This window comes from Thermus amyloliquefaciens, from assembly GCF_000744885.1.
GTDB lineage: Bacteria > Deinococcota > Deinococci > Deinococcales > Thermaceae > Thermus > Thermus amyloliquefaciens.
Map to the genome: position 1 here is coordinate 1,295,681 of NZ_JQMV01000003.1, position 18,316 is coordinate 1,313,996.

Annotated in this window: 18 protein-coding genes, 2 tRNA genes and 1 pseudogene; 9 read left to right on the top strand and 12 right to left on the bottom strand. The window is 67.6% G+C overall.

What is annotated here, in order from left to right; all coding sequences use genetic code 11:
• Positions 1-27 precede the first annotated feature (27 nt).
• From BS74_RS06940 to fsa, 5 genes are all read right to left on the bottom strand, one after another.
• Positions 28-399 (bottom strand): ArsR/SmtB family transcription factor, encoded by a 372-nt coding sequence (locus BS74_RS06940; RefSeq protein WP_038057337.1) that lies wholly within the window; start codon positions 397-399, stop codon positions 28-30.
• Positions 380-1,261 (bottom strand): pyridoxal 5'-phosphate synthase lyase subunit PdxS, encoded by an 882-nt coding sequence (gene pdxS, locus BS74_RS06945; RefSeq protein WP_038058981.1) that lies wholly within the window; start codon positions 1,259-1,261, stop codon positions 380-382. The genes BS74_RS06940 and pdxS overlap by 20 nt, the downstream gene beginning before the upstream one ends.
• A gap of 93 nt (positions 1,262-1,354) precedes the next feature.
• Complete coding sequence (locus BS74_RS06950) at positions 1,355-2,539, bottom strand: M23 family metallopeptidase (RefSeq protein ID WP_425427255.1); 1,185 nt, start codon at positions 2,537-2,539, stop codon at positions 1,355-1,357.
• A 135-nt stretch (positions 2,540-2,674) separates the two neighbouring features.
• Complete coding sequence (gene rho, locus BS74_RS06955) at positions 2,675-3,958, bottom strand: transcription termination factor Rho (protein ID WP_038057339.1); 1,284 nt, start codon at positions 3,956-3,958, stop codon at positions 2,675-2,677.
• Positions 3,955-4,626 (bottom strand): fructose-6-phosphate aldolase, encoded by a 672-nt coding sequence (gene fsa, locus BS74_RS06960; RefSeq protein WP_038057343.1) that lies wholly within the window; start codon positions 4,624-4,626, stop codon positions 3,955-3,957. The genes rho and fsa overlap by 4 nt, the downstream gene beginning before the upstream one ends.
• Positions 4,627-5,029: 403 nt before the next feature.
• On the opposite strand from fsa, the gene ileS reads away from it, so the two are divergent.
• The 4 genes from ileS (at position 5,030) to nfo (ending at position 10,692) form a co-directional block, all read left to right on the top strand.
• A complete protein-coding gene (gene ileS, locus BS74_RS06965; RefSeq protein WP_038057346.1) occupies positions 5,030-8,161 on the top strand; it encodes an isoleucine--tRNA ligase in 3,132 nt (1,043 codons plus the stop codon).
• Positions 8,162-8,329: 168 nt separating this feature from the next.
• The gene (locus tag BS74_RS06970; RefSeq protein ID WP_185747747.1) at positions 8,330-9,361 is read left to right on the top strand and encodes a M24 family metallopeptidase; all 1,032 of its coding nucleotides are present in this window, start codon (positions 8,330-8,332) and stop codon (positions 9,359-9,361) included.
• The gene (locus tag BS74_RS06975; protein ID WP_038057352.1) at positions 9,362-9,865 is read left to right on the top strand and encodes a septal ring lytic transglycosylase RlpA family protein; all 504 of its coding nucleotides are present in this window, start codon (positions 9,362-9,364) and stop codon (positions 9,863-9,865) included.
• Positions 9,862-10,692: an endonuclease IV gene (gene nfo / locus BS74_RS06980; RefSeq protein WP_038057355.1), complete on the top strand. Its 831-nt coding sequence runs from the start codon at positions 9,862-9,864 to the stop codon at positions 10,690-10,692. The genes BS74_RS06975 and nfo overlap by 4 nt, the downstream gene beginning before the upstream one ends.
• Here the strand turns inward: nfo and BS74_RS06985 are convergent.
• From BS74_RS06985 to BS74_RS07000, 4 genes are read right to left on the bottom strand one after another with little or no spacing between them, the layout of a single operon-like run.
• Entirely contained in the window at positions 10,660-10,878 is a 219-nt protein-coding gene (locus BS74_RS06985) for a hypothetical protein (protein ID WP_038057358.1), read from the bottom strand. The genes nfo and BS74_RS06985 overlap by 33 nt on opposite strands.
• A 9-nt stretch (positions 10,879-10,887) precedes the next feature.
• Positions 10,888-11,547, bottom strand: coding sequence for a site-2 protease family protein (locus BS74_RS06990; protein ID WP_038057360.1), 660 nt, complete (start codon positions 11,545-11,547; stop codon positions 10,888-10,890).
• Positions 11,544-12,149 (bottom strand): site-2 protease family protein, encoded by a 606-nt coding sequence (locus tag BS74_RS06995; protein ID WP_038057362.1) that lies wholly within the window; start codon positions 12,147-12,149, stop codon positions 11,544-11,546. Before BS74_RS06995 ends, BS74_RS06990 begins: the two co-directional genes overlap by 4 nt.
• Positions 12,124-14,610 carry a CBS domain-containing protein gene (locus BS74_RS07000; protein WP_038057364.1) on the bottom strand — a complete coding sequence of 829 codons (2,487 nt, stop codon included), beginning with the start codon at positions 14,608-14,610 and terminating at the stop codon, positions 12,124-12,126. The genes BS74_RS06995 and BS74_RS07000 overlap by 26 nt, the downstream gene beginning before the upstream one ends.
• A gap of 56 nt (positions 14,611-14,666) precedes the next feature.
• Here BS74_RS07000 and BS74_RS12480 point away from each other — a divergent pair, with 56 nt between their 5' ends.
• From BS74_RS12480 to BS74_RS07015, 3 genes and pseudogenes are all read left to right on the top strand, one after another.
• Complete coding sequence (locus BS74_RS12480; RefSeq protein WP_051946805.1) at positions 14,667-15,029, top strand: hypothetical protein; 363 nt, start codon at positions 14,667-14,669, stop codon at positions 15,027-15,029.
• Positions 15,008-15,589: pseudogene (locus BS74_RS12485) on the top strand (transposase); the annotation flags it as partial. The gene BS74_RS12480 and the pseudogene BS74_RS12485, both read left to right, overlap by 22 nt.
• Positions 15,590-15,648: 59 nt before the next feature.
• Positions 15,649-15,742: transfer RNA gene (locus BS74_RS07015), tRNA-Ser, on the top strand.
• Between the two features lie 14 nt (positions 15,743-15,756).
• Here the strand turns inward: BS74_RS07015 and BS74_RS07020 are convergent.
• On the bottom strand, positions 15,757-16,080 hold the full coding sequence (locus BS74_RS07020) for a hypothetical protein (RefSeq protein ID WP_245606091.1): 324 nt from the start codon (positions 16,078-16,080) through the stop codon (positions 15,757-15,759).
• Positions 16,081-16,139: 59 nt separating this feature from the next.
• Here BS74_RS07020 and BS74_RS12490 point away from each other — a divergent pair, with 59 nt between their 5' ends.
• Positions 16,140-16,700, top strand: coding sequence for a transposase family protein (locus tag BS74_RS12490; RefSeq protein ID WP_038057369.1), 561 nt, complete (start codon positions 16,140-16,142; stop codon positions 16,698-16,700).
• Positions 16,694-17,236: a DDE transposase family protein gene (locus BS74_RS12495; protein ID WP_245606092.1), complete on the top strand. Its 543-nt coding sequence runs from the start codon at positions 16,694-16,696 to the stop codon at positions 17,234-17,236. Before BS74_RS12490 ends, BS74_RS12495 begins: the two co-directional genes overlap by 7 nt.
• Here the strand turns inward: BS74_RS12495 and BS74_RS07035 are convergent.
• Together BS74_RS07035 and BS74_RS07040 are read right to left on the bottom strand one after the other, a co-directional pair.
• Positions 17,190-18,164, bottom strand: coding sequence for a Gfo/Idh/MocA family protein (locus BS74_RS07035; RefSeq protein ID WP_081914568.1), 975 nt, complete (start codon positions 18,162-18,164; stop codon positions 17,190-17,192). The genes BS74_RS12495 and BS74_RS07035 overlap by 47 nt on opposite strands.
• Positions 18,165-18,240: 76 nt before the next feature.
• Positions 18,241-18,315: transfer RNA gene (locus BS74_RS07040), tRNA-Ala, on the bottom strand.
• Position 18,316 lies beyond the last annotated feature (1 nt).

Sequence of the window (18,316 nt, forward strand, 5' to 3'; positions counted from 1 at the left end):
CTAGGGTAGCATCACTTGAGCAAATGGTCAAGTGTTTTCTTCTGCGTGCTCCAAGGCCAGCTCCAACAGGCGGGCCACATGGGCGTCGGCCAGGCGGTAGTAAACCTGCTTCCCCTCACGCCGAAAGGCCACCAGCCGGGCCTGGCGCAAGCGCCTAAGCTGGTGGCTCACGGCGGAAACGGAAACCCCCGCCAAAAGGGCCAGGTCGCACACGCAAAGCTCCCCCGCCGCCTTCAGGGCGAGGAGGAGGCGCATGCGGGTGGGGTCAGAAAGGGCTTTGAGGAGGAGGGTGGCCTCCTGCAAAACCTCCTCCTTGGGCAAGGCGGCGCGGGCCACCTCCACCCGCTCGGGGTGGACCTCGTAGACCCCGCAAACCGCCCTACCAGCCCCGCTTGGCAAGCCGCTCCTCCTCCTTGAGCTGGTCCAGGTTGATGCCCACCATGGGCTCGCCCAGGTCCTCGCTGACCTCGGCAAGGACTTCGGGGTCGTTGTAGTGGGTGACCGCCCGCACGATGGCCCGGGCCCGCTTCCTGGGGTCCCCCGACTTGAAGATGCCGCTCCCCACGAAGACGCCGTCCATGCCCAGGTGCATCATGAGGGCGGCGTCGGCGGGGGTGGCGATGCCGCCGGCGGCGAAGTTCACCACGGGGAGGCGGCCGTGGTCGTGCACCCACTTGACGAGCTCAAAGGGCGCCCCGATCTCCTTGGCGTAGGCCATGAGCTCGTCCTCCCGGAGGGACTGGACGTAGCGGATCTCCTTCCACATGGTGCGGGCGTGGCGCACCGCCTCCACCACGTTCCCCGTGCCCGCCTCCCCCTTGGTGCGGATCATGGCCGCCCCCTCGGCGATGCGGCGAAGCGCCTCCCCCAGGTTCCTCGCCCCGCAGACGAAGGGCACCTTGAACTTCCACTTGTCAATGTGGTGCTCCTCGTCCGCGGGGGTGAGGACCTCGGACTCGTCAATGAAGTCCACCCCGATGGCCTCGAGGATCATGGCCTCCACGAAGTGGCCGATCCGCACCTTGGCCATGACGGGGATGGACACCGCCGCCATGATCTCCTTGATGACCTTGGGGTCGGACATGCGGGCCACGCCCCCCTGGGCGCGGATGTCCGCGGGCACCCTTTCCAGGGCCATCACCGCCACCGCCCCCGCTTCCTCGGCGATGGCCGCCTGCTCCGGGGTGGTCACGTCCATGATCACCCCGCCCTTGAACATCTCCGCGAAGCCCGTCTTGATCTGGAAGGTTCCCTTCTCCATCCCGCCCTCCATCCTCCAGCTTACCCCCCGCCCGGTCAAGGCGCCCAAAGCACAAAGCCGGGGGGCCAAGCCCCCGGCGGAAGCGGCCCCGCCTCAGGGCAAGTAGGCCAGGGGGTTGCGGGCCACGCCCCCCACCCGCACCTCAAAGTGCAGGTGGGGCCCCGTGGACCACCCCGTGGAGCCCACGTAGCCGATGACCTGCCCCGCCTCCACCCACGCCCCGGGCCGAACCGCGATGCGGGACATGTGGGCGTAAAGGGTTTCCACCCCGCCCCCGTGGTCCAAAACCACGTGGAAGCCGTAGCCCACCGAGCTCCAGCCCGCCACCTCCACCTGGCCGCTCTTGGCGGCCACGATGGGGGTGCCGTAAGGGGCCGCCAGGTCTATGCCGGTGTGGTAGCGCTGGAAGGCCCCCCGCTGGCCGAAGTAGGTGGTGATGCGGAAACCGGAAAGGGGCCAGCGCATCCCCCCTTCCTGGTAGCTCACCCGGCGCACCTGGGGCCGTGGGGCCTGGGCCTGCCGCACCTGCTGGGTCCGCCGTTGGGCCAAGGCCTGCTGGCGGCGCCTCTCCTCCGCCAGGCGCCTAAGCTCCTCCTGGCGGCGGCGCTCGGCCTCGAGGCGGGCTTGCCGCTCCGCCTCCTGCTTGGCCAGGAGGTTCTGGTAGGTGGTCTTAGCCTGGATGCCGGGCAGGAGGACCAGGTCCCCCGGCCTTAGCTCCGCCGGGTTTTCCACCCCGTTGGCCTTGGCCACCCACACCGGGGAAAGCCCGAAGCGGCTCGCCAGGTCCACGAGGGTTTCCCCCTCGCCCAAGGTGAGCAGGAGCCCTTTGGCCCCCCTGGGCACGTAAAGCACGCTCCCCGCCACCAGGCGGTCCAGGCTCTCCAGGGAAGGGTTGGCGGAAACCAGGTCCAAAACGCTCACGCCAAAGCGGCTGGCGATGCCCGCCAAGGTGTCCCCGGGGCGGACCCGGTACGCCTCCACCCCCGGGGGCACCCTAGGGGGCCTCTCCTCCCCCGCCACCAGGGGAATGAGGAGCCTTTCCCCCACCTGGAGCCGATGGTCCTGAAGCCCGCTGGACCACAGGATGTGCCGGGGGTCCACCCCATAGCGGCTGGCGATGCCCGCCAAGGTGTCCCCAGGGCGCACCTCGTAAACCACCCACCCCTTCCGCGCCGAAGGCCCCACCTCCACCTGGGCCTCGGGGAGAGGAACGGGGCTGAGGGGCTTGAAGGAAAGGGCCAAGGCGGGAACCGCAAGAACACAGCAAGCTACCCATATTCCCCGCAACACGCACCTCCCAAAAACCCGCAAACCCCAACCTCGGCCGGGATTATACCAACCCCCATCCCCGAAAGCGCAAGGGGCAAAGGTCTTGGGGGGTGGGAAAACCCGCCCCCCAAGAGGAAAAACCGCCTAACGGGCCGCCAGGGAGGCCAAGAACTCCTTGTTGCTCTTGGTGCGGCCCAAGCGGGCGAGGAGCATCTCCATGGCCTCGGCGGGGTCCATGTCCGCCAGGACCTTGCGCAAAAGCCACATCTTGTGCACCACCTCCTCGCCCAAAAGGAGCTCCTCCCGCCTCGTCCCCGACTTCAGGATGTCTATGGCCGGGAAGATGCGGCGCTCCTCGAGGCGGCGGGAGAGGTGAAGCTCCATGTTGCCCGTGCCCTTGAACTCCTCAAAGATCACGTCGTCCATCCGGCTTCCCGTCTCCACCAAGGCGGTGGCCAAAATGGTGAGGCTTCCCCCACCCCGGATGTTCCGCGCCGCCCCCAGGAAGCGCTTGGGGAAGTAAAGGGCGGCGGAGTCCAGACCGCCCGAAAGCGTCCGCCCCGTGGGCGGGGTCACCAGGTTGTTGGCCCGGGCCAGGCGGGTGATGGAGTCCAGGAGGATCATCACGTGCCCCCCTTCCTCCACGATGCGCTTGGCCCGCTCGTGGACGAACTCCGCCACCCGGATGTGGTTCTGGGGGGGTTCGTCAAAGGTGCTGGCGATGACCTCGGCCCCCTGGACGCTTTCCCGGAAGTCCGTGACCTCCTCCGGGCGCTCGTCAATGAGGAGGACGATGACCTTGATGTCGGGCTCGTTCTTGAGAACGGCGTTGGCGATCTTCTTGAGGAGGGTGGTCTTCCCCGCCTTGGGGGGGGCCACGATGAGGCCCCTTTGGCCCCTGCCGATGGGGGCGAGGAGGTCAATCACCCGGGTGGAAAGCTCGTCCGGGGTGGTTTCCAGCCGGATCTGCCGGTCAGGGAACTGGGGGATGAGCTCGTCAAAGCGGGGCCGGTTCTTGGCCGCCTCGGGGTCCAGGTCGTTCACCGCCTCCACCTTGAGGAGGGTGCCGTAGCGCTCGTTATCCCGGGGCGGCCGCACCCGGCCCACGATGTAGTCCCCGCTCCTTAGGGCGTACTGCCGGATGAGCCCGGCGGACACGATGGCGACCCTGGACTCCAGGTTGTACAGGTTCTCGGTGATGAACCCATACCCATCCGGGCTGATCTCCAGGAAACCCTTGACCAGCTGCAAGCCCTCCCCCTGGGTCTGCCGCTCCAGAAGGGCCATGATCAGCTGGTCCTTCTTCATCCGCTTGTAGTTCTCAATCCCCGCCTCCTGGGCCAGGAGGTGAAGCTCCGGAAGGATCTTCGCCGAAAGCTCCTGGTAGGTGAGGGGTGCTTCCTGTTGGGTATCCGCTTTTCTCCTCATGGCTTAACCTTCTCCCAATCCTCCATGAAGCGCTTGAGGCCTATGTCGGTGAGCGGGTGCTTGAGGAGCTGTTTGAAGACCGCGTAGGGCATGGTGGCGATGTCCGCCCCCAAAAGAGCCGCCTCCGTCACATGGCGGGGGTGGCGGATGGAGGCGGCGATAACCTTGACGGGCAGGTTCTGCACCTGGATCAGCTCCACGATCTCCCGCAACAACTCCCCGCCGTCCCAGGAGATGTCGTCCACCCGCCCCAAGAAGGGGGAAACGTAGCTCGCCCCTGCCCGGGCGGCCAAAAGGGCCTGGTTGGCGGAAAAGATCAGGGTCATGTTGACCTTGATCCCTTCGGCGGCAAGCCGCTTGCAGGCCTTCAAACCCTCCTCGGTGGTGGGCAGCTTGACCACGATCTGGGGGTGGATGGCCGCAAGCCGCCTTCCCTCCGCCACCATGGCCTCCTCCCCCAGGGCGGTCACCTCCGCGGACACGGGCCCTTTCACCACCTCGCATAGGGTTCGCAGGTGGGTGAACAGGGCCTCCTCCGTGAGCTTCCCCCCTCGAGCCGCAAACTCCTTGGCCACCAGGGTGGGGTTGGTGGTCACCCCAGCGAGCACCCCCCAGGCGGCAATCTCCCGTATCTCCTCCAAGTTGGCCGTATCCAGGTACAGCTCCATGGCTACTCCTTTTGTCGGGAAGCGGACCGGCTTAGCTCGATTCTAGCAGACCCAACCGGGGCGTTGTCAAGGAAGGGGAAGGCCTGCTAGCATGGGCTTAGCCGCCAACGGGGGATTTTACCCCAGGGGGCATGAGCTGTAAAGGCGAGGATGGGGAGAGTACCCCTTTCCAAGAGCCCCAAGCGAGCCGGGGAGGGTGGAAGCCCGGTGGTGAGGAAAGGCGGGAAGATCACCCCGGAGCCGCGGGAGGAAAAGGGAAAGCCCTGAGTAATGCCCGCCGGGAGCGCCCGTGACAGCGCCAATGAGGGCCTGGGCACCCCCCAGGAAGCGCGGTGGTACCGCGGAAGCCCTTAGCGCTTTCGTCCGCGCCCAAAGGGCGCGGGCGTTTCTTTAGGAGGCAGGTATGTTCAAGGAAGTCGGCGAACCCAACTTTCCCAAGCTGGAGGAAGAGGTCCTGGAGTTTTGGAAGCAGGAGAGGATCTTTGAAAGAAGCGTGGAAAACCGCAAGGGGCGGCCCCGTTACACCGTCTACGAAGGCCCTCCCACCGCCAACGGCATGCCCCACGTGGGCCACGCCCAGGCCCGGAGCTACAAGGACCTTTTCCCCCGCTACAAGACCATGCGGGGCTACTACGTGCCCCGCCGCGCGGGGTGGGACACCCACGGGCTTCCCGTGGAGCTGGAGGTGGAGAAGAAGCTTGGCCTAAAGAGCAAGCGGGAGATTGAGGCCTACGGGATTGAGCGGTTCAACCAGGCCTGCCGGGAATCGGTCTTCACCTACGAGAAGGAGTGGGAGGCCTTTACCGAGCGCATCGCCTACTGGGTGGACCTCAAGAACGCCTACGCCACCCTGGACCCCACGTATGTGGAAAGCATCTGGTGGAGCCTGAAGGAGCTCTTCAACCGGGGGCTTCTCTACCGGGACCACAAGGTGGTGCCCTACTGCCCCCGGTGCGGCACCCCGCTTTCCTCCCATGAGCTCTCCCTGGGCTACAAGGAGATCACCGACCCCTCCGTCTACGTGCGCCTGCCCCTTAAGGAACCGGGAAGGCTGGGCCTGGAAAAGGCCAGCCTCCTCATTTGGACCACCACCCCCTGGACCCTGCCCGGGAACGTGGCGGCGGCGGTACACCCCGAGTACACCTATGGGGCCTTTGCCGTGGGGGAGGAGGCGCTGGTCCTGGAGGAATCCCTGGGACGCCGGCTTTTGGGCGAGGAAACCCCCATCCTCAAGACCTTCTTGGGGAAGGAGCTGGAGGGCCTCCCCTACGAGCCCCCCTACCCGCAGGCGGTGGAACGGGGCTACTTCGTGGTCCTGGCGGACTACGTGAGCCGGGAGGACGGTACGGGCATCGTCCACCAAGCCCCCGCCTTCGGGGCCGAGGACCTGGAGACGGGCCGCCGCTACGGCCTCCCCGTCCTCAAGACGGTGGACGAGGAGGGCAGGCTCCTGTTGGAGCCCTTTAAGGGGCTCTTCTTCCGCGAGGCCAACCGGGCCATCCTCAAAGACCTCCGCGCCCGCGGCCTCCTCTTCAAGGAGGAGAGCTACCTCCACAGCTACCCCCACTGCTGGCGTTGCTCCACCCCCCTCATGTACTACGCCACCGAGACCTGGTTCATCCGCAACACCCTCTTCAAGGAGGAACTCATCCGGAAGAACCAGGAGATCCACTGGGTGCCCCCCCACATCAAGGAAGGCCGCTATGGGGAGTGGCTCCGGAACCTGGTGGACTGGGCCCTAAGCCGCAACCGCTACTGGGGCACCCCCCTGCCCATCTGGGTCTGCGGCGCTTGCGGGAAGGAAGAGGCCATCGGGAGCATCGCCGAGCTAAGGGAGCGGGCCACCCATCCCCTGCCCGAGCCCTTTGACCCCCACCGGCCCCACGTGGACGGGGTGGAGCTCCGCTGCGCCTGCGGGGGCACCATGCGGCGGGTGCCCTATGTGATCGATGTCTGGTACGACTCCGGGGCCATGCCCTTCGCCTCCTTGCACTACCCCTTTGAGAACCAGGAGGAGTTCCGGCAGGCCTTCCCCGCCGACTTCATCGCCGAGGGCATCGACCAGACCCGGGGCTGGTTCAACTCCTTGCACCAGCTTGGGGTGATGCTCTTTGGCTCCATCGCCTTCAAAAACGTCATCTGCCACGGCCTCATCCTGGACGAGAAGGGGCAGAAGATGAGCAAGTCCAAGGGGAACGTGGTGGACCCCTGGGACATCATCCGGGAGTTTGGGGCGGACGCCCTCAGGTGGTACATCTACATCTCCGCGCCCCCGGAGGCGGACCGGCGCTTCGGGCCGAATCTGGTGCGGGAGACGGTGCGGGACTACTTCCTCACCCTTTGGAACGTGTATAGCTTCTTCGTGACCTACGCCAACCTGGACCGGCCGGACCTCAAGAACCCCCCGCCGCCGGAGAAACGCCCGGAGCTGGACCGCTGGCTCCTGGCGCGGATCCAGGACCTGATCGGGAAGGTGACGGAGGCCCTCGAGGCCTACGACCCCACCACCAGCGCCCGCGCCCTCCGCGACTTTGTGGTGGAGGACCTCTCCCAGTGGTACGTGCGCCGGGGCCGCAGGCGGTACTGGAAAAACGAGGACCCCTTGGACCGGGAGTCCGCCTACGCCACCTTGTACCAGGCTCTGGTCACCGTCAGCCAGCTTTCCGCCCCCTTCACCCCCTTCCTGGCGGAGGTGCTTTGGCAGAACCTGGTGCGCTCGGTCAACCCCGAGGCTCCCCTTTCCGTGCACCTTTCCGACTGGCCCGAGGCGGAGGCCCATCTGGTGGACGAGGCCTTGGTGGCCAAGATGCGGGCCGTCCTCAAGGTGGTGGACCTGGCCCGCTCCGCCCGGGCCAAGAGCGGGGTCAAGACCCGCACCCCCCTCCCCCTCCTCATGGTCACCGCCCCCAGCCCCCTGGAGCGGGAGGGCCTGAGGCATTTCGCCCCCGAGATCGCCGAGGAGCTCAACGTCAAGGAGGTGCGGGTGCTGGAGCCTGGGGAAGAGGTCCTCTCCTACCGGGTGCTCCCCAACCTGAAGCTTTTGGGGAAGAAGTACGGCAAGCGGGTGCCCGCCATCCGCGAAGCCCTGCAAAGGGAGGCGGAGCGGGTGGCCAGGCTCGTCCTTAAGGGCGAGGCGGTGCCCCTGGAGGTGGAGGGGGAGACCCTGGTCCTTGCCCCCGAGGAGGTGCTTTTGGAGGCCCAAGCCCCCGAGGGCTACGAAGCCCTGGAAAAGGAGGGGTACGTGGCCGCCCTGGAGGTCAGGGTCACGGAGGCGCTCAGGCTCGAGGGCCTGGCCCGGGACCTGATCCGCCACCTGCAACAGACCCGCAAGGAGATGGGACTAAGGGTCTCCGACCGCATCCGGGTGGGCTACGAGGCGGAGGGGGCCTACCGTGAGGCCCTTGCCCGCCACGGGGCCTGGATCGCCGAGGAGGTCCTGGCCCCGGAGTTCGGGGAAGGCCTCTTCCCCGGCCACGAGACCCTGCTGGAGGACGAGGAGGGCCGCGTGCGCTTCCGCGTGGAGAGGCTAGGCTAGAAGGATGGCGGAGCCCGCGGGTGGGCCTCGAGGCCCACCCGCGGCAAAGGAGGCGATGGACCCACCTCCGCCTGGGACCTTGGGCCTCCCATGGAGCCCGGCGGCGGACGAGCTCTAGCGGGGCGTGAACCCAAGGGAGGGCCAAGGGGGTGGTATATTGGCCCCGTGTTGGACCCCAAGACCCTGCTGGACCCCCTGGGGCTAGACGCCCTTTACATCACCCGTCCGGAAAACGTGCGCTACCTATCGGGCTTCCCCCACCCCGAGGACGCCCAGGCCTTGGTGACCCAGGAAGGGGCCTTCCTCCTCACCGACCCCCGCTACCCGGAGGCGGGCCGGGAAAGCCGCATCCCCGCCAAGGTCCTGAGGCGCGAGGAGAAGGAGGAGGTCTTCAGGGGCCTGAAGGGCCGGGTGGGTTTTGAGGCCGAGCACCTGCCTTACGCCGCCCTGGAGCGCCTCAGGGAGCTGGCCCCCGCGGAGTGGGTGCCCACCAAGGGGGTCATAGAGCGGCTCAGGCTCAAGAAGACCCCGGAGGAGGTGGAAAGGATCCGCGCCGCCCAGGCCCTGGCGGAGGAGGCCCTGGCCCACGCCCTAGGGCTCCTGAAGCCCGGGGTGGCCGAGCGGGAGGTGGCCTTGGAAATAGAGTTCTTCCTGCGCAAGCGGGGCGCTGGGGTGGCCTTCCCCCCCATCGTGGCCTCGGGGGAGCGGGGGGCCCTGCCCCACGCCGGGGCCTCGGAGAAGCCCTTGGGGAGGGGGGAGCTCGTCACCCTGGACCTGGGGGCCAGGGTGGAGGGCTACCACTCGGACATGACCCGCACCGTGGCCTTGGGCCAGGTGAACGGGGAGCTGAAGAGGGCCTTTTTTGCCGTCCTCGAGGCCCTGGAGAAGGCCCTGGAAGCCCTGGGCCCCGGCAAGAGCGCCAAGGAAGTGGACGCCCTGGCCCGCAAGGCCCTGGAGCGCCACGGGCTGGACCGCTACTTCGTCCACTCCCTGGGGCATGGGGTGGGGCTGGCGGTGCACGAGGGGCCCGCCCTCTCCCCCTATTCCGAGGACACCCTGGAGCCCGGCATGGTGGTCACCGTGGAGCCCGGGGTCTACCTGCCCGGGGTGGGCGGGGTGCGCATAGAGGAACTGGTCCTCATCACCGCAACCGGCATAGAGCTTCTTTCCCGCTCCCCCCGGGACTGGCAGGAGGTTTAGGTGCGCGCCCTGGCCCTCGCCCTCTTCCTGGCCACCGCCTTGGCCCAGACCTATACCGTAAAGAAGAGGGACACCCTCTTCCGCATCGCCAAGGCCCACGGCCTGAGCGTGGCGGAGCTCAAGCGGCTTAACGGGCTCAGCACCGACCTGATCCATCCCGGGCAGGTCCTGCGGGTGGCCCCTGGGGAAGCCCCCGGGGTTCCCCCAGGCCCGGCCAGGGTTTTCCAGGAGGGCCTGGCGGTGTGGTACGGCCCGGGCTTCCACGGCAAGCGCACCGCCAGCGGGGAGCGCTACGACATGTACGCCCTCACCGCCGCCCACCCCACCCTCCCCTTCGGCACCCGGGTGCGGGTCACGAACCTGAAAAACGGCCGGAGCGTGGTGGTGCGCATCAACGACCGGGGGCCCTTTGGCGGCAAGTACATCATTGACCTCTCCTACGCCGCCGCCAAGGCCATCGGAGCCCTCTCCGCCACCCGGGTGCGGCTGGAGGTCCTCCCATGAGGCGCTACGGCTTCCACCTGTCCATCGCCGGGAAAAAGGGGGTGGCCGGGGCGGTGGAGGAGGCCCTGGGCCTTGGCCTCACCGCCTTCCAGATCTTCGCCAAAAGCCCGAGGAGCTGGAAGCCCCGCGCCCTTTCCCCAAGCGAGGTGGAAACCTTCCGCGCCCTTAGGGAGCTGGCCGGGGAGCTTCCCGGGGTGGTGCACGCCTCCTACCTGGTGAACCTGGGGGCGGAGGGGGAGCTTTGGGAAAAAAGCGTGATGAGCCTGGCGGACGACCTGGAAAAGGCCCGCCTCCTGGGCCTGGAGTACGTGGTGGTCCACCCGGGTTCCGGAAGCCCGGAACGGGTCAAGGAGGGGCTCCTGAAGGCCCTCCGCCTCGCCGGGGTGCGGGACAAACCCCAGCTCCTGGTGGAAAACACCGCCGGGGGCGGGGAGAAGGTGGGGGCCAGGTTTGAGGAGCTCTCCTGGCTCCTGGAGGACACCCCCCTGGGGGTCTGCCTGGACACCTGCCACGCCTACGCCGCGGGCTACGACGTGAAGGAGGCCCCGGAGGCCGTCCTCACCGAGCTGGAGCGGGCCGTGGGCCTGGAAAGGGTCGGCGTGGTGCACCTGAACGACTCCGTGGGGGGCTTGGGAAGCCGCATAGACCACCACGCCCACCTCCTCCAGGGGAGGATTGGCGAGGGCCTTAAGGGGGTGCTCCTGGATCCGCGCCTTTCGGACAAGGTCTTCATCCTGGAAACCCCAAGGAGCCCGGAGGAGGACGCCTGGAACCTGCGGGTGCTCCGGGGCTGGCTAGAGGAGGCCCCCGCCCAAGAGGAGGCGTAGCGCGGAAACCACCAGGACCAGAAGGCCAAGCCTAAAGGCCCGCTCTTCCCCTAGGAGGAGGCCAAGCCCCGCCGCCAGCAAGCTCAAGGGCAGGACCAGCCAGTTGAGCCAGCCCAGGAGGGGCAGAAGGGCGGGGATCAGCAGGAATAGGGAAAGGACCGCCAAGGCCAGGCTAAGGAGGCGCACAACCGCATTCTAACCGAAGAAGAAGCCGAAGAAAGCCCTCCGGGCGAAGCGGAGGACCTCCTGGATGGGCCCCCGGAGCACGGTGAAGATGAGGAGGAAGGAAAGCCAGGCGTACTCCTCCAGCCGCCAGAAGAGGGGTTGCCAGGAAAGGGGCAGAAGGCTTTGCAGGATCTTGGAGCCGTCCAAGGGGGGAATGGGCAGCAGGTTGAACACCGCCAGGACCAGGTTGATGGAGCTGGCGAAGAAGAAGGCCAAGGCCAAAAGGCCCGCCACGGTCTGCCCCTCCCCCCTTAGGGTCAGCGCCACCCCCAAGGGGTCCAGGGCAAAGAGCCCCCGCACCAGGAGGGCAAAGAACACGGCCAAAACCAGGTTGATGACGATCCCGGCGATGGAGACCACAAAAAGCCCCATCCGGTAGGAGCGGAAGGCCGCGGGGTTGATGGGCACCGGCTTGGCCCAGCCGAAGCCCACCAGGAGAAGGAGCGCCGTGCCCAAGGGGTCCAGGTGCCTCAAGGGGTTCAGGGTGAGCCGCCCCTGGCGCTTGGCCGTGACGTCCCCGAAGCGATAGGCGGCGTAGGCGTGGCCCAGCTCATGCAACACCAGGCTGAAGACCAAGGCGAAAAAGGCCAGCCCAAAGGCCCAGGGGTCCTGCTGCAAAAGCCCGATCATAGCCCCAAAGCCCGATAGAGGGTTTCCAGAAGCCCCGCCAGCCCCCGGACCACCGAGCCCGTGACCCCGGTGAAGGAAAGGACCAGGAAGATGAGGATAAAGCCCAGGGGCCCGTACGCGGCGAGCTGGTCCAGGAAGCGCCGGGCCTCATACCCGCCCACCGCATAAAGGGCCTTGGCCCCATCCAAAGGGGGCACGGGGAAAAGGTAAATGGCGGCGTGGAGCAGCATGAGCCTTTGGGCCACCCAAAGCCCTTCCCCGAAGGGGTAGGGCAAAAAACGGGCCAACAGGCCGTACAGGAAGGCGGCCGCAAAAAACCCCAGGGGGCCCATGAGGGCCACCATGGCCCCCTTCCTCCCCGGCAGGTTGGTGGGCACGAAGCGTGGCCAACCGAAACCCAAAAGGACCAAAAGGACCAGACCCAAGGGCTCCAGGTGGGCCCGGAGGTCCAGGGAAAGGAAGCCGTAACGCCGGGGGGCCGTTTCCCCGTACCGGTCTGCCAGGTAGGCCTGGAAAAGGTTGTGAAGCACCAGGCCAAAAAGGGCGAAGGCGAAGGCCACCAGGAAGACCGGGGGGTCATTGAGGTAAGGAAAAAGACCCATCGCCCATCAGTTTACGGGCTAAGGCCAGCTCCTCCTCAAAGGTCCTCACCTCGCCTGAAGCGCGGGCCTCGGCCACCCGGCGCAGGATTTCGCCCACCCTCGGGCCCGGCTTAAGGCCCAGCTGCAAAAGATCCCGCCCCATGAGGACCCGCCTCTTTTCCGTAAGCCAGGCCTCCTTCTCGGGAAAGAGGGCCAGGAAGACGCTCCGCAGGGGTTCTTTTCCCAAGGCCTCCTTGTCCGCCTCCTCCCAAAAGCCCCGGGAAAGCAAGGCCAAGGCCTCCTGCAAGCGCTTGGGAAGCCCCAGGGCCAAGGCCTTCTCCAGGGGATTTTCCTGGAAGTAGAGGAGAAGGAGGAGGCGGGCTTCCACCCTGGCCCGGGCCAGCGGGGCCCCTTCTCCCTCCTTAAGCCCCCACCCCAGCCTCAAAAAGGGATCCTTGGGGGGAAGCCTAAGCCCATAAAGGGGCCCCAAGGCCCCAAGCTCCTCCAGAAGGGAAAGGGCCTCGAGGAAGGTCTCCTCCTCCAAGGTCAAGAGGAGCTCGTCCCGCAGGCGGCTTTTGCTGGCACCCTGGAGGACCTCGGGGAGAAGGGCAGGGGGCAGGGTTTTCAAGGCCTCCTCGGAAAAGCGGAAGGCCAGCCGGGCGGCCAGGCGCGCCCCCCGGACGATGCGGCTAGGGTCCTCCACGAAGGAAAGGGGGTGAAGGGGACGGAGAAGGCGGGCCTTGAGGTCCCCCAGGCCCCCGTAAGGATCCAAAAGCTCCAGGGTGGCCAGGGACAGGGCCATGGCGTTCACCGTGTAGTCCCGCCTCTCCAGGTCCTTGGCGATGGGGGCTGGGCGTACCTGGGGCAGGGCACCGGGGTAGGGGTACACCTCCTCCCGGCTTTCCGCCAGGTCCACGGTGAGGCCGAAGCTGACGTGTACCCGGGCGGTGCCGAAGGCGTAATGCAGGCCAAAGCTTCCCCCAAAGCGCTCCACCAGGAAGCGGGCCACCTCCCCCACCCTGACCCCCGGTTCCAAAACCAGATCGATGTCGGGGCCTGACCGTTCCAAAAGGGCATCCCGCACCGCTCCCCCCACCAGGTAGACCCCTTGCGGGAAGGCCTCCTTGAGGGCCAGCACCACCCGCCTGGCCCCCTCAGGTAAGGTCTCCAGAATCTTCTCCCCCAAGGGCTTCTCCGAGGAAGGCGTCTTGCGGTAGAGGTCGGTACGGGTAAAGATCCCAAGGAGCCTGACGCCCTCCCCTAGCCTCTCCCCCACCAAGACCCTTCCCCCGCCCGCCTTCAAGTGGGGCTCCACCTCGGAGAGGAGGGTCTGGGGAGGAAGGACCACGGCCCGGGCCAAAAACCCCTCCACCGGGTGTTCGGCCAGGCCAAGCCGTTCCGCCTTCCTGAGGTCCCTTCTGCGGGCCAGGCCCAAGACCCGCACCCCCCCTGCCTCCAGGGGCTCCACCACGGGCATGGCCCCGTACCCGCGGCTCTCCAGAACCCGGAGGGCCTCCCGCACCGTGGTGGGGCGCAGGGTCTCCACGGGGGAGGTTATGACCTCGGCCAAGGTGGGCTCAGGATCCAGGTACCGGGGAAGGCTCTCCAGAAGGCGCTTCACCGCATTGCGCACCCCCCGCACCCGGGCGAAGGCCGCCCGGGGGTGCCCCCCGCCCCCCACCTGGGAAAGCCAGCGCCCCACATCCAACCGCTCCCGGCTCCGGGCGATGAGGAGGACCTCGCGGGAAAGCCGAAGCACCAGCAACACCCCCTGGGCCTCGTGCAGGTCCAATAGGGTATGGGCCAGGGGGGCCAGGGCGGGCACGTACCCCTCCTCCTGGGCCCGGGCGAGAAGAAGCCGAAACCCCTGGCGCTCCACCACCTTAGCGGTGCGGATGAGGGTTTTCAGGATCTCGCGGGCCTCTTCCCCCAGCTGGGGCCGCACCCACTCCCGCACCCGGGGGATCTCCGCACCCTGCTGGGCGAGAAAGTGGGCGGCCTCCAGGTCCAAGGGCGTGGTGGAGGGGAAGCTAAACCCCCCGGTGTCCTCCCAGATCCCCGCATAGGCCAAGGTGGCCTCCAAGGGGGTGAGCCTCAGGCCCCGTTCCCGAAGGAGGGGCACCAAAAGGCTCACCGTGGCCCCCACCTGGGCCACCCTGCCCCCCACCGCAGGCACATCCCCGGGCGCCCGGGGGTGGTGATCAAAGACCTGGAAGGGGACCCGACCCACCAAGGCCTTGAAGGGGCCGATGCGCTCGGGCCGGGCGTTGTCCACCAGGATGACCTCGTCCACCCGCTCCAAGGGGATCTCCGCCGCTGGGACCAGATCCAGACGATCCTCCAGGAGGGGAGCGATCCCCTTCAGGGGCCCCTCGAGGCCCCCCACCAAGGCCAGGACACTCCCCGGGAATAGCCTCCCGGCCAGGACCATGGAGCCCAGGGCGTCAAAGTCCAGGTTCTCGTGGGCCACCACCACCCGCACGCTTCCAGCTTACTGGGCTTGCCTTGCAAGCCCTCTTGAGTTATGCCTTTCCCGAGATGGGCAAGCGCGGCTTCGTCCGAAGGGAACCGAGGCCCAAGGAAGTCCTAGAGCTCTGCCTGTACCTGGCCCAAGAGGTGGCCCCACCCACCCCCAAAGGCCACCGCGGCAGACCCTGGCGCTACACCCATGCCCTGTACCTGGCCCTCCTCCTCTTCCGCGCCTTCTACGGCCTCACCTACCGAGCCACAGAGGCCCATCTCCAGGACCTCCTAGAGGGCCCCTTCCCCTCCCACCAGGCCCTGGCCGCCTATGCACAGAAACACCTGAACGAAGAGGTGCTGCAGGCGCTGCTGGAACGGCTGGTACAGAAAGTGGAAGCCCGGCTTCCCCAAGAGGAAGGGGAACCCCCCTTTTCTTGATGGACAGCACGGGGCTGGCCTACCGTAGCAAAGACACGGTGCTGCGCTGGCACAGGGGGCAGGAGGAGCGGCGGATGCGGGGGCACAGCCGGCTTTTGGCCCTGGTGCGGTGGAGGAGGGGGCAGAAGCTTTTGGCCCCTTGGGGGGGCGGGGTGGGGCGGGCGTATGCCCCTGACCCGAGGCTTGGGGCGGGGGTGCTCCTGCGGTTTGGGCTGGGGGGCGGGGTGCTTTTGGGGGACGCGGGCTTTGACGGGAGGGAGGTGTGGGAGGTGGTGCGAGGGCTTGGGGTGTGGCCCCTGATCCGGCTGCGGGGAGGGGGAGAGGTGCGGGATGAGGTGCGGCGGGAGGTAGCGGCGAGGTGGGACGGGGAGGTGTATCGGAGGCGAGGGGTGGTGGAGGGGGTGTTTGGGGGGATGAAGACGCGTTTGCGGAGGGGTTATTTGCAGGAGCGGAAACCGCATACGGCCATGTGGCGGGCCTTTATGGAGTTCCTTGCCTACGGCCTGCGCATCCTGCTCACCCTGCTTCCCCCTCAGGGGGGGTACAAGGCGATTTACTAGGCAAGCCCCAGCTTACTTGACGTTAAAAACGGGCCTTGTTAAACTCAGGCTTGGCACTTGGAGAGGTGCCCGAGTGGCTGAAGGGACACGACTGGAAATCGTGTAGGCGGGCTTAAACCTGCCTCGCGGGTTCGAATCCCGCCCTCTCCGCCAAAGTCCCCTGCCCCTCAGGGCAGGGGGTTTTCTACTCCAACCACCCTCCCCTCCCGCCTGGCCGCCTCCGCCAGGAAGGTGAGCCGGTGGGCCAGCACCGCCTCGGCAAAGGGCTCCAGAAGGCCCTCGTCCCCCCTGGCCAACGCCTCCAAAAAAGCCCGCACCAGGCCCAGGTCCCCGCCCCCGTGCCCCGTGCGGATGGAACCCTCCCCCTCCGTCTCCAGGTCAATCACCCGCTCCCCACGCACAAAGCGGTAGACCCGCAGGTACCGTCCGTCCCCAAAGAGCTCCCCCTCCGTGCCAAAAATGCGCGTCTCCCGAAACCGCATCCGGCTCAAGCCCTCCACGTGCAGGCCAGACTTGACCGTTATACCCCTTTTGGGGTAGACGGTTCTCCATGACCCTGCGCGAAGCCCTATCCCAGGTTCCCGACCCCCGGGCCCACAACCGCCGCTACCCCCTCTGGGGCCTGCTGGCCCTGGTTCTTTTGGCCTTCCTCTCCCGCGTGGACTCCCTGCGCGGCGTCTCCCGCTTTGCCCGCGCCAACCCCCACCTCCTCCCCCACCTGGGCCTGCGCAAGGCCCCGGGCCACACCGCCCTCACCCAACTCCTCCACCGCCTGGACCCCCAGGCCCTGGCGGAGGCCCTGGCCAAGGTCTTCCCGGGAAGGGAGCTGGAAGGGGAAAAGGTCCTGGTGGCCGACGGCAAGGTGCTGCGAGGGAGCGGTAAGGGGAAGAGCCCCCAGGTCCGCCTGGTGGAGGCCTGGGCCCTTTCCCTGGGGCGCACCCTGGCCCAGGCCAGGGCGGAGGGAAGGGAGGACAAGGCGCTTCTGGAGCTTTTGGAGCGCCTGGGGGCGGAGGGGCTTGTGGGGAAGGTGGTGGTGGGGGATGCGGGGTTTTTGTACCCCGAGGTGGCCCGCCGGGTGCGGGCAAAGGGGGGGAGTACCTCCTGGTGGTGAAGGGGAACCAGGAGGGGCTTTTGGGGTGGGTGCGGGAGGTGTTTGCGGGGATGGCGCGAGGAGCCCTGCCTGGGGAGACGCGGGCGGAGTGGGTGCGGGAGGCAGACGGGGAGGTGAGGCGGTACGAGGTGTGGGCTTCTCCGGTGTTGCCCCCGGAGGTGGCGGCCTTTCCTGGGGCCAGGCAGGCGGTGCGGCTGGTGCGGGAGGTGGTGGTGAAGGGGACGGGGGAGGTGAGGCGGAGGGAGGGGTACGCGCTCACGAGCCTGGGGCCGGAGGAGGCGGACGCCCGGGTGCTGGGGGAGATTTGGGTGGGGCGATGGGGGGTGGAGAATGGTTCCTTCTGGGTGCGGGATGTGCTTTTGCGGGAGGACGCCTTTCAGGTGCGGGGGCGAGGGGGTGAGGTGCTGGCGGTGTTGCGGGCGCACTTGGTCTCGTGGTTGAACTGGAAGGGGGTGCGCCGGAAGAAGGCGGCCTTGGAGGTTTTCTCCTTCAACCCCCTGGCTGCCCTGCGGTTCCTGGGGCTCTATGCAGAATAGCGGTCAAGTCTGCGTGCAGGCTGGCGGTGCGCCCGTCCTGGTATTCCAGCATCACCACCTGGTGGTCCGCCACGTCGTTCCTCCCCAGGTAGACGCACTCCCCGTAGGGCCCTTCCCCTAGGGCCTTAACCAGGTTCTCCCAGGTCACCGGGTAGGCCACCACGTCCAAGGGCCAGCCCCTTTCCCCACGTTCGTAGGCCTCCAGGTAGATGCGCCTGGCCGAGAAGGGGCAGGCCCGCTCCACCTCCTCCGGGCAGAAGAGGCAGCGGTCAGCCGCCCCCTGGGGCCGGTTCTCCGGCCGGAAGTGGAAAAGCCCCCCGAAGGAGGCCACCCGCCGCACCTCCCCCGGCATCACGAAAAGCAGCCAGTCCAGGTCGTGGACGCTCTTGGCCAGGAGAAAGGGGCTGGACTCCCTCTCCCTCCGCCAGTTCCCCCGCACGAAGCTGTGGGCGTAGTGCCAGTGGCCCACGGGCTCCAGGTGCTGCACGGAGACGGGCTCCCCGATGGCCCCCTCCCCCAGAAGGCGCTTCAGGGCCTGGGCGTAAGGGGTGTAGCGGAGCACGTGGGCCACGGCCACCATCCGCCCGGTGCGCGCCTTGGCCTGGGCCACCCTTTCCACCTCCTCCCAGGTGGGGGCGATGGGCTTTTCCAGGAGGAGGTGGTAGCCCTTTTCCATGAGGGCCACCGCCGCCTCCGCGTGGAGCCGGTCGGGAAGGGCCACCACCGCGGCCTGGGCCAGCTGGGGCTTCTCCAGCGCTTCCCGCCAGTCCCGGAAGGTGTGCTCCACGTGGAAGGCTTGGCGGAAGGCTTGAAGGCGCTCAGGGCGGGGATCCGCCACCGCCACGATGCGGGCGCCCAGGGCGTGGGCGTGGCGCGCATAGGCCAGCCCCCGGTTTCCCGCTCCCAGAAAGACCAGGCTGGGCCCCATGGCCTCATCCTGCCACAGCCGAAAAGACCACCCCCCGGCCACACTACCGGGGGGGTGAAGCTTTGCCTCCTGGACTTGGTGGAGCGGAGGGGATTCGAACCCCTGACCTCCCGCTTGCAAGGCGGGTGCTCTCCCTCTGAGCTACCGCCCCA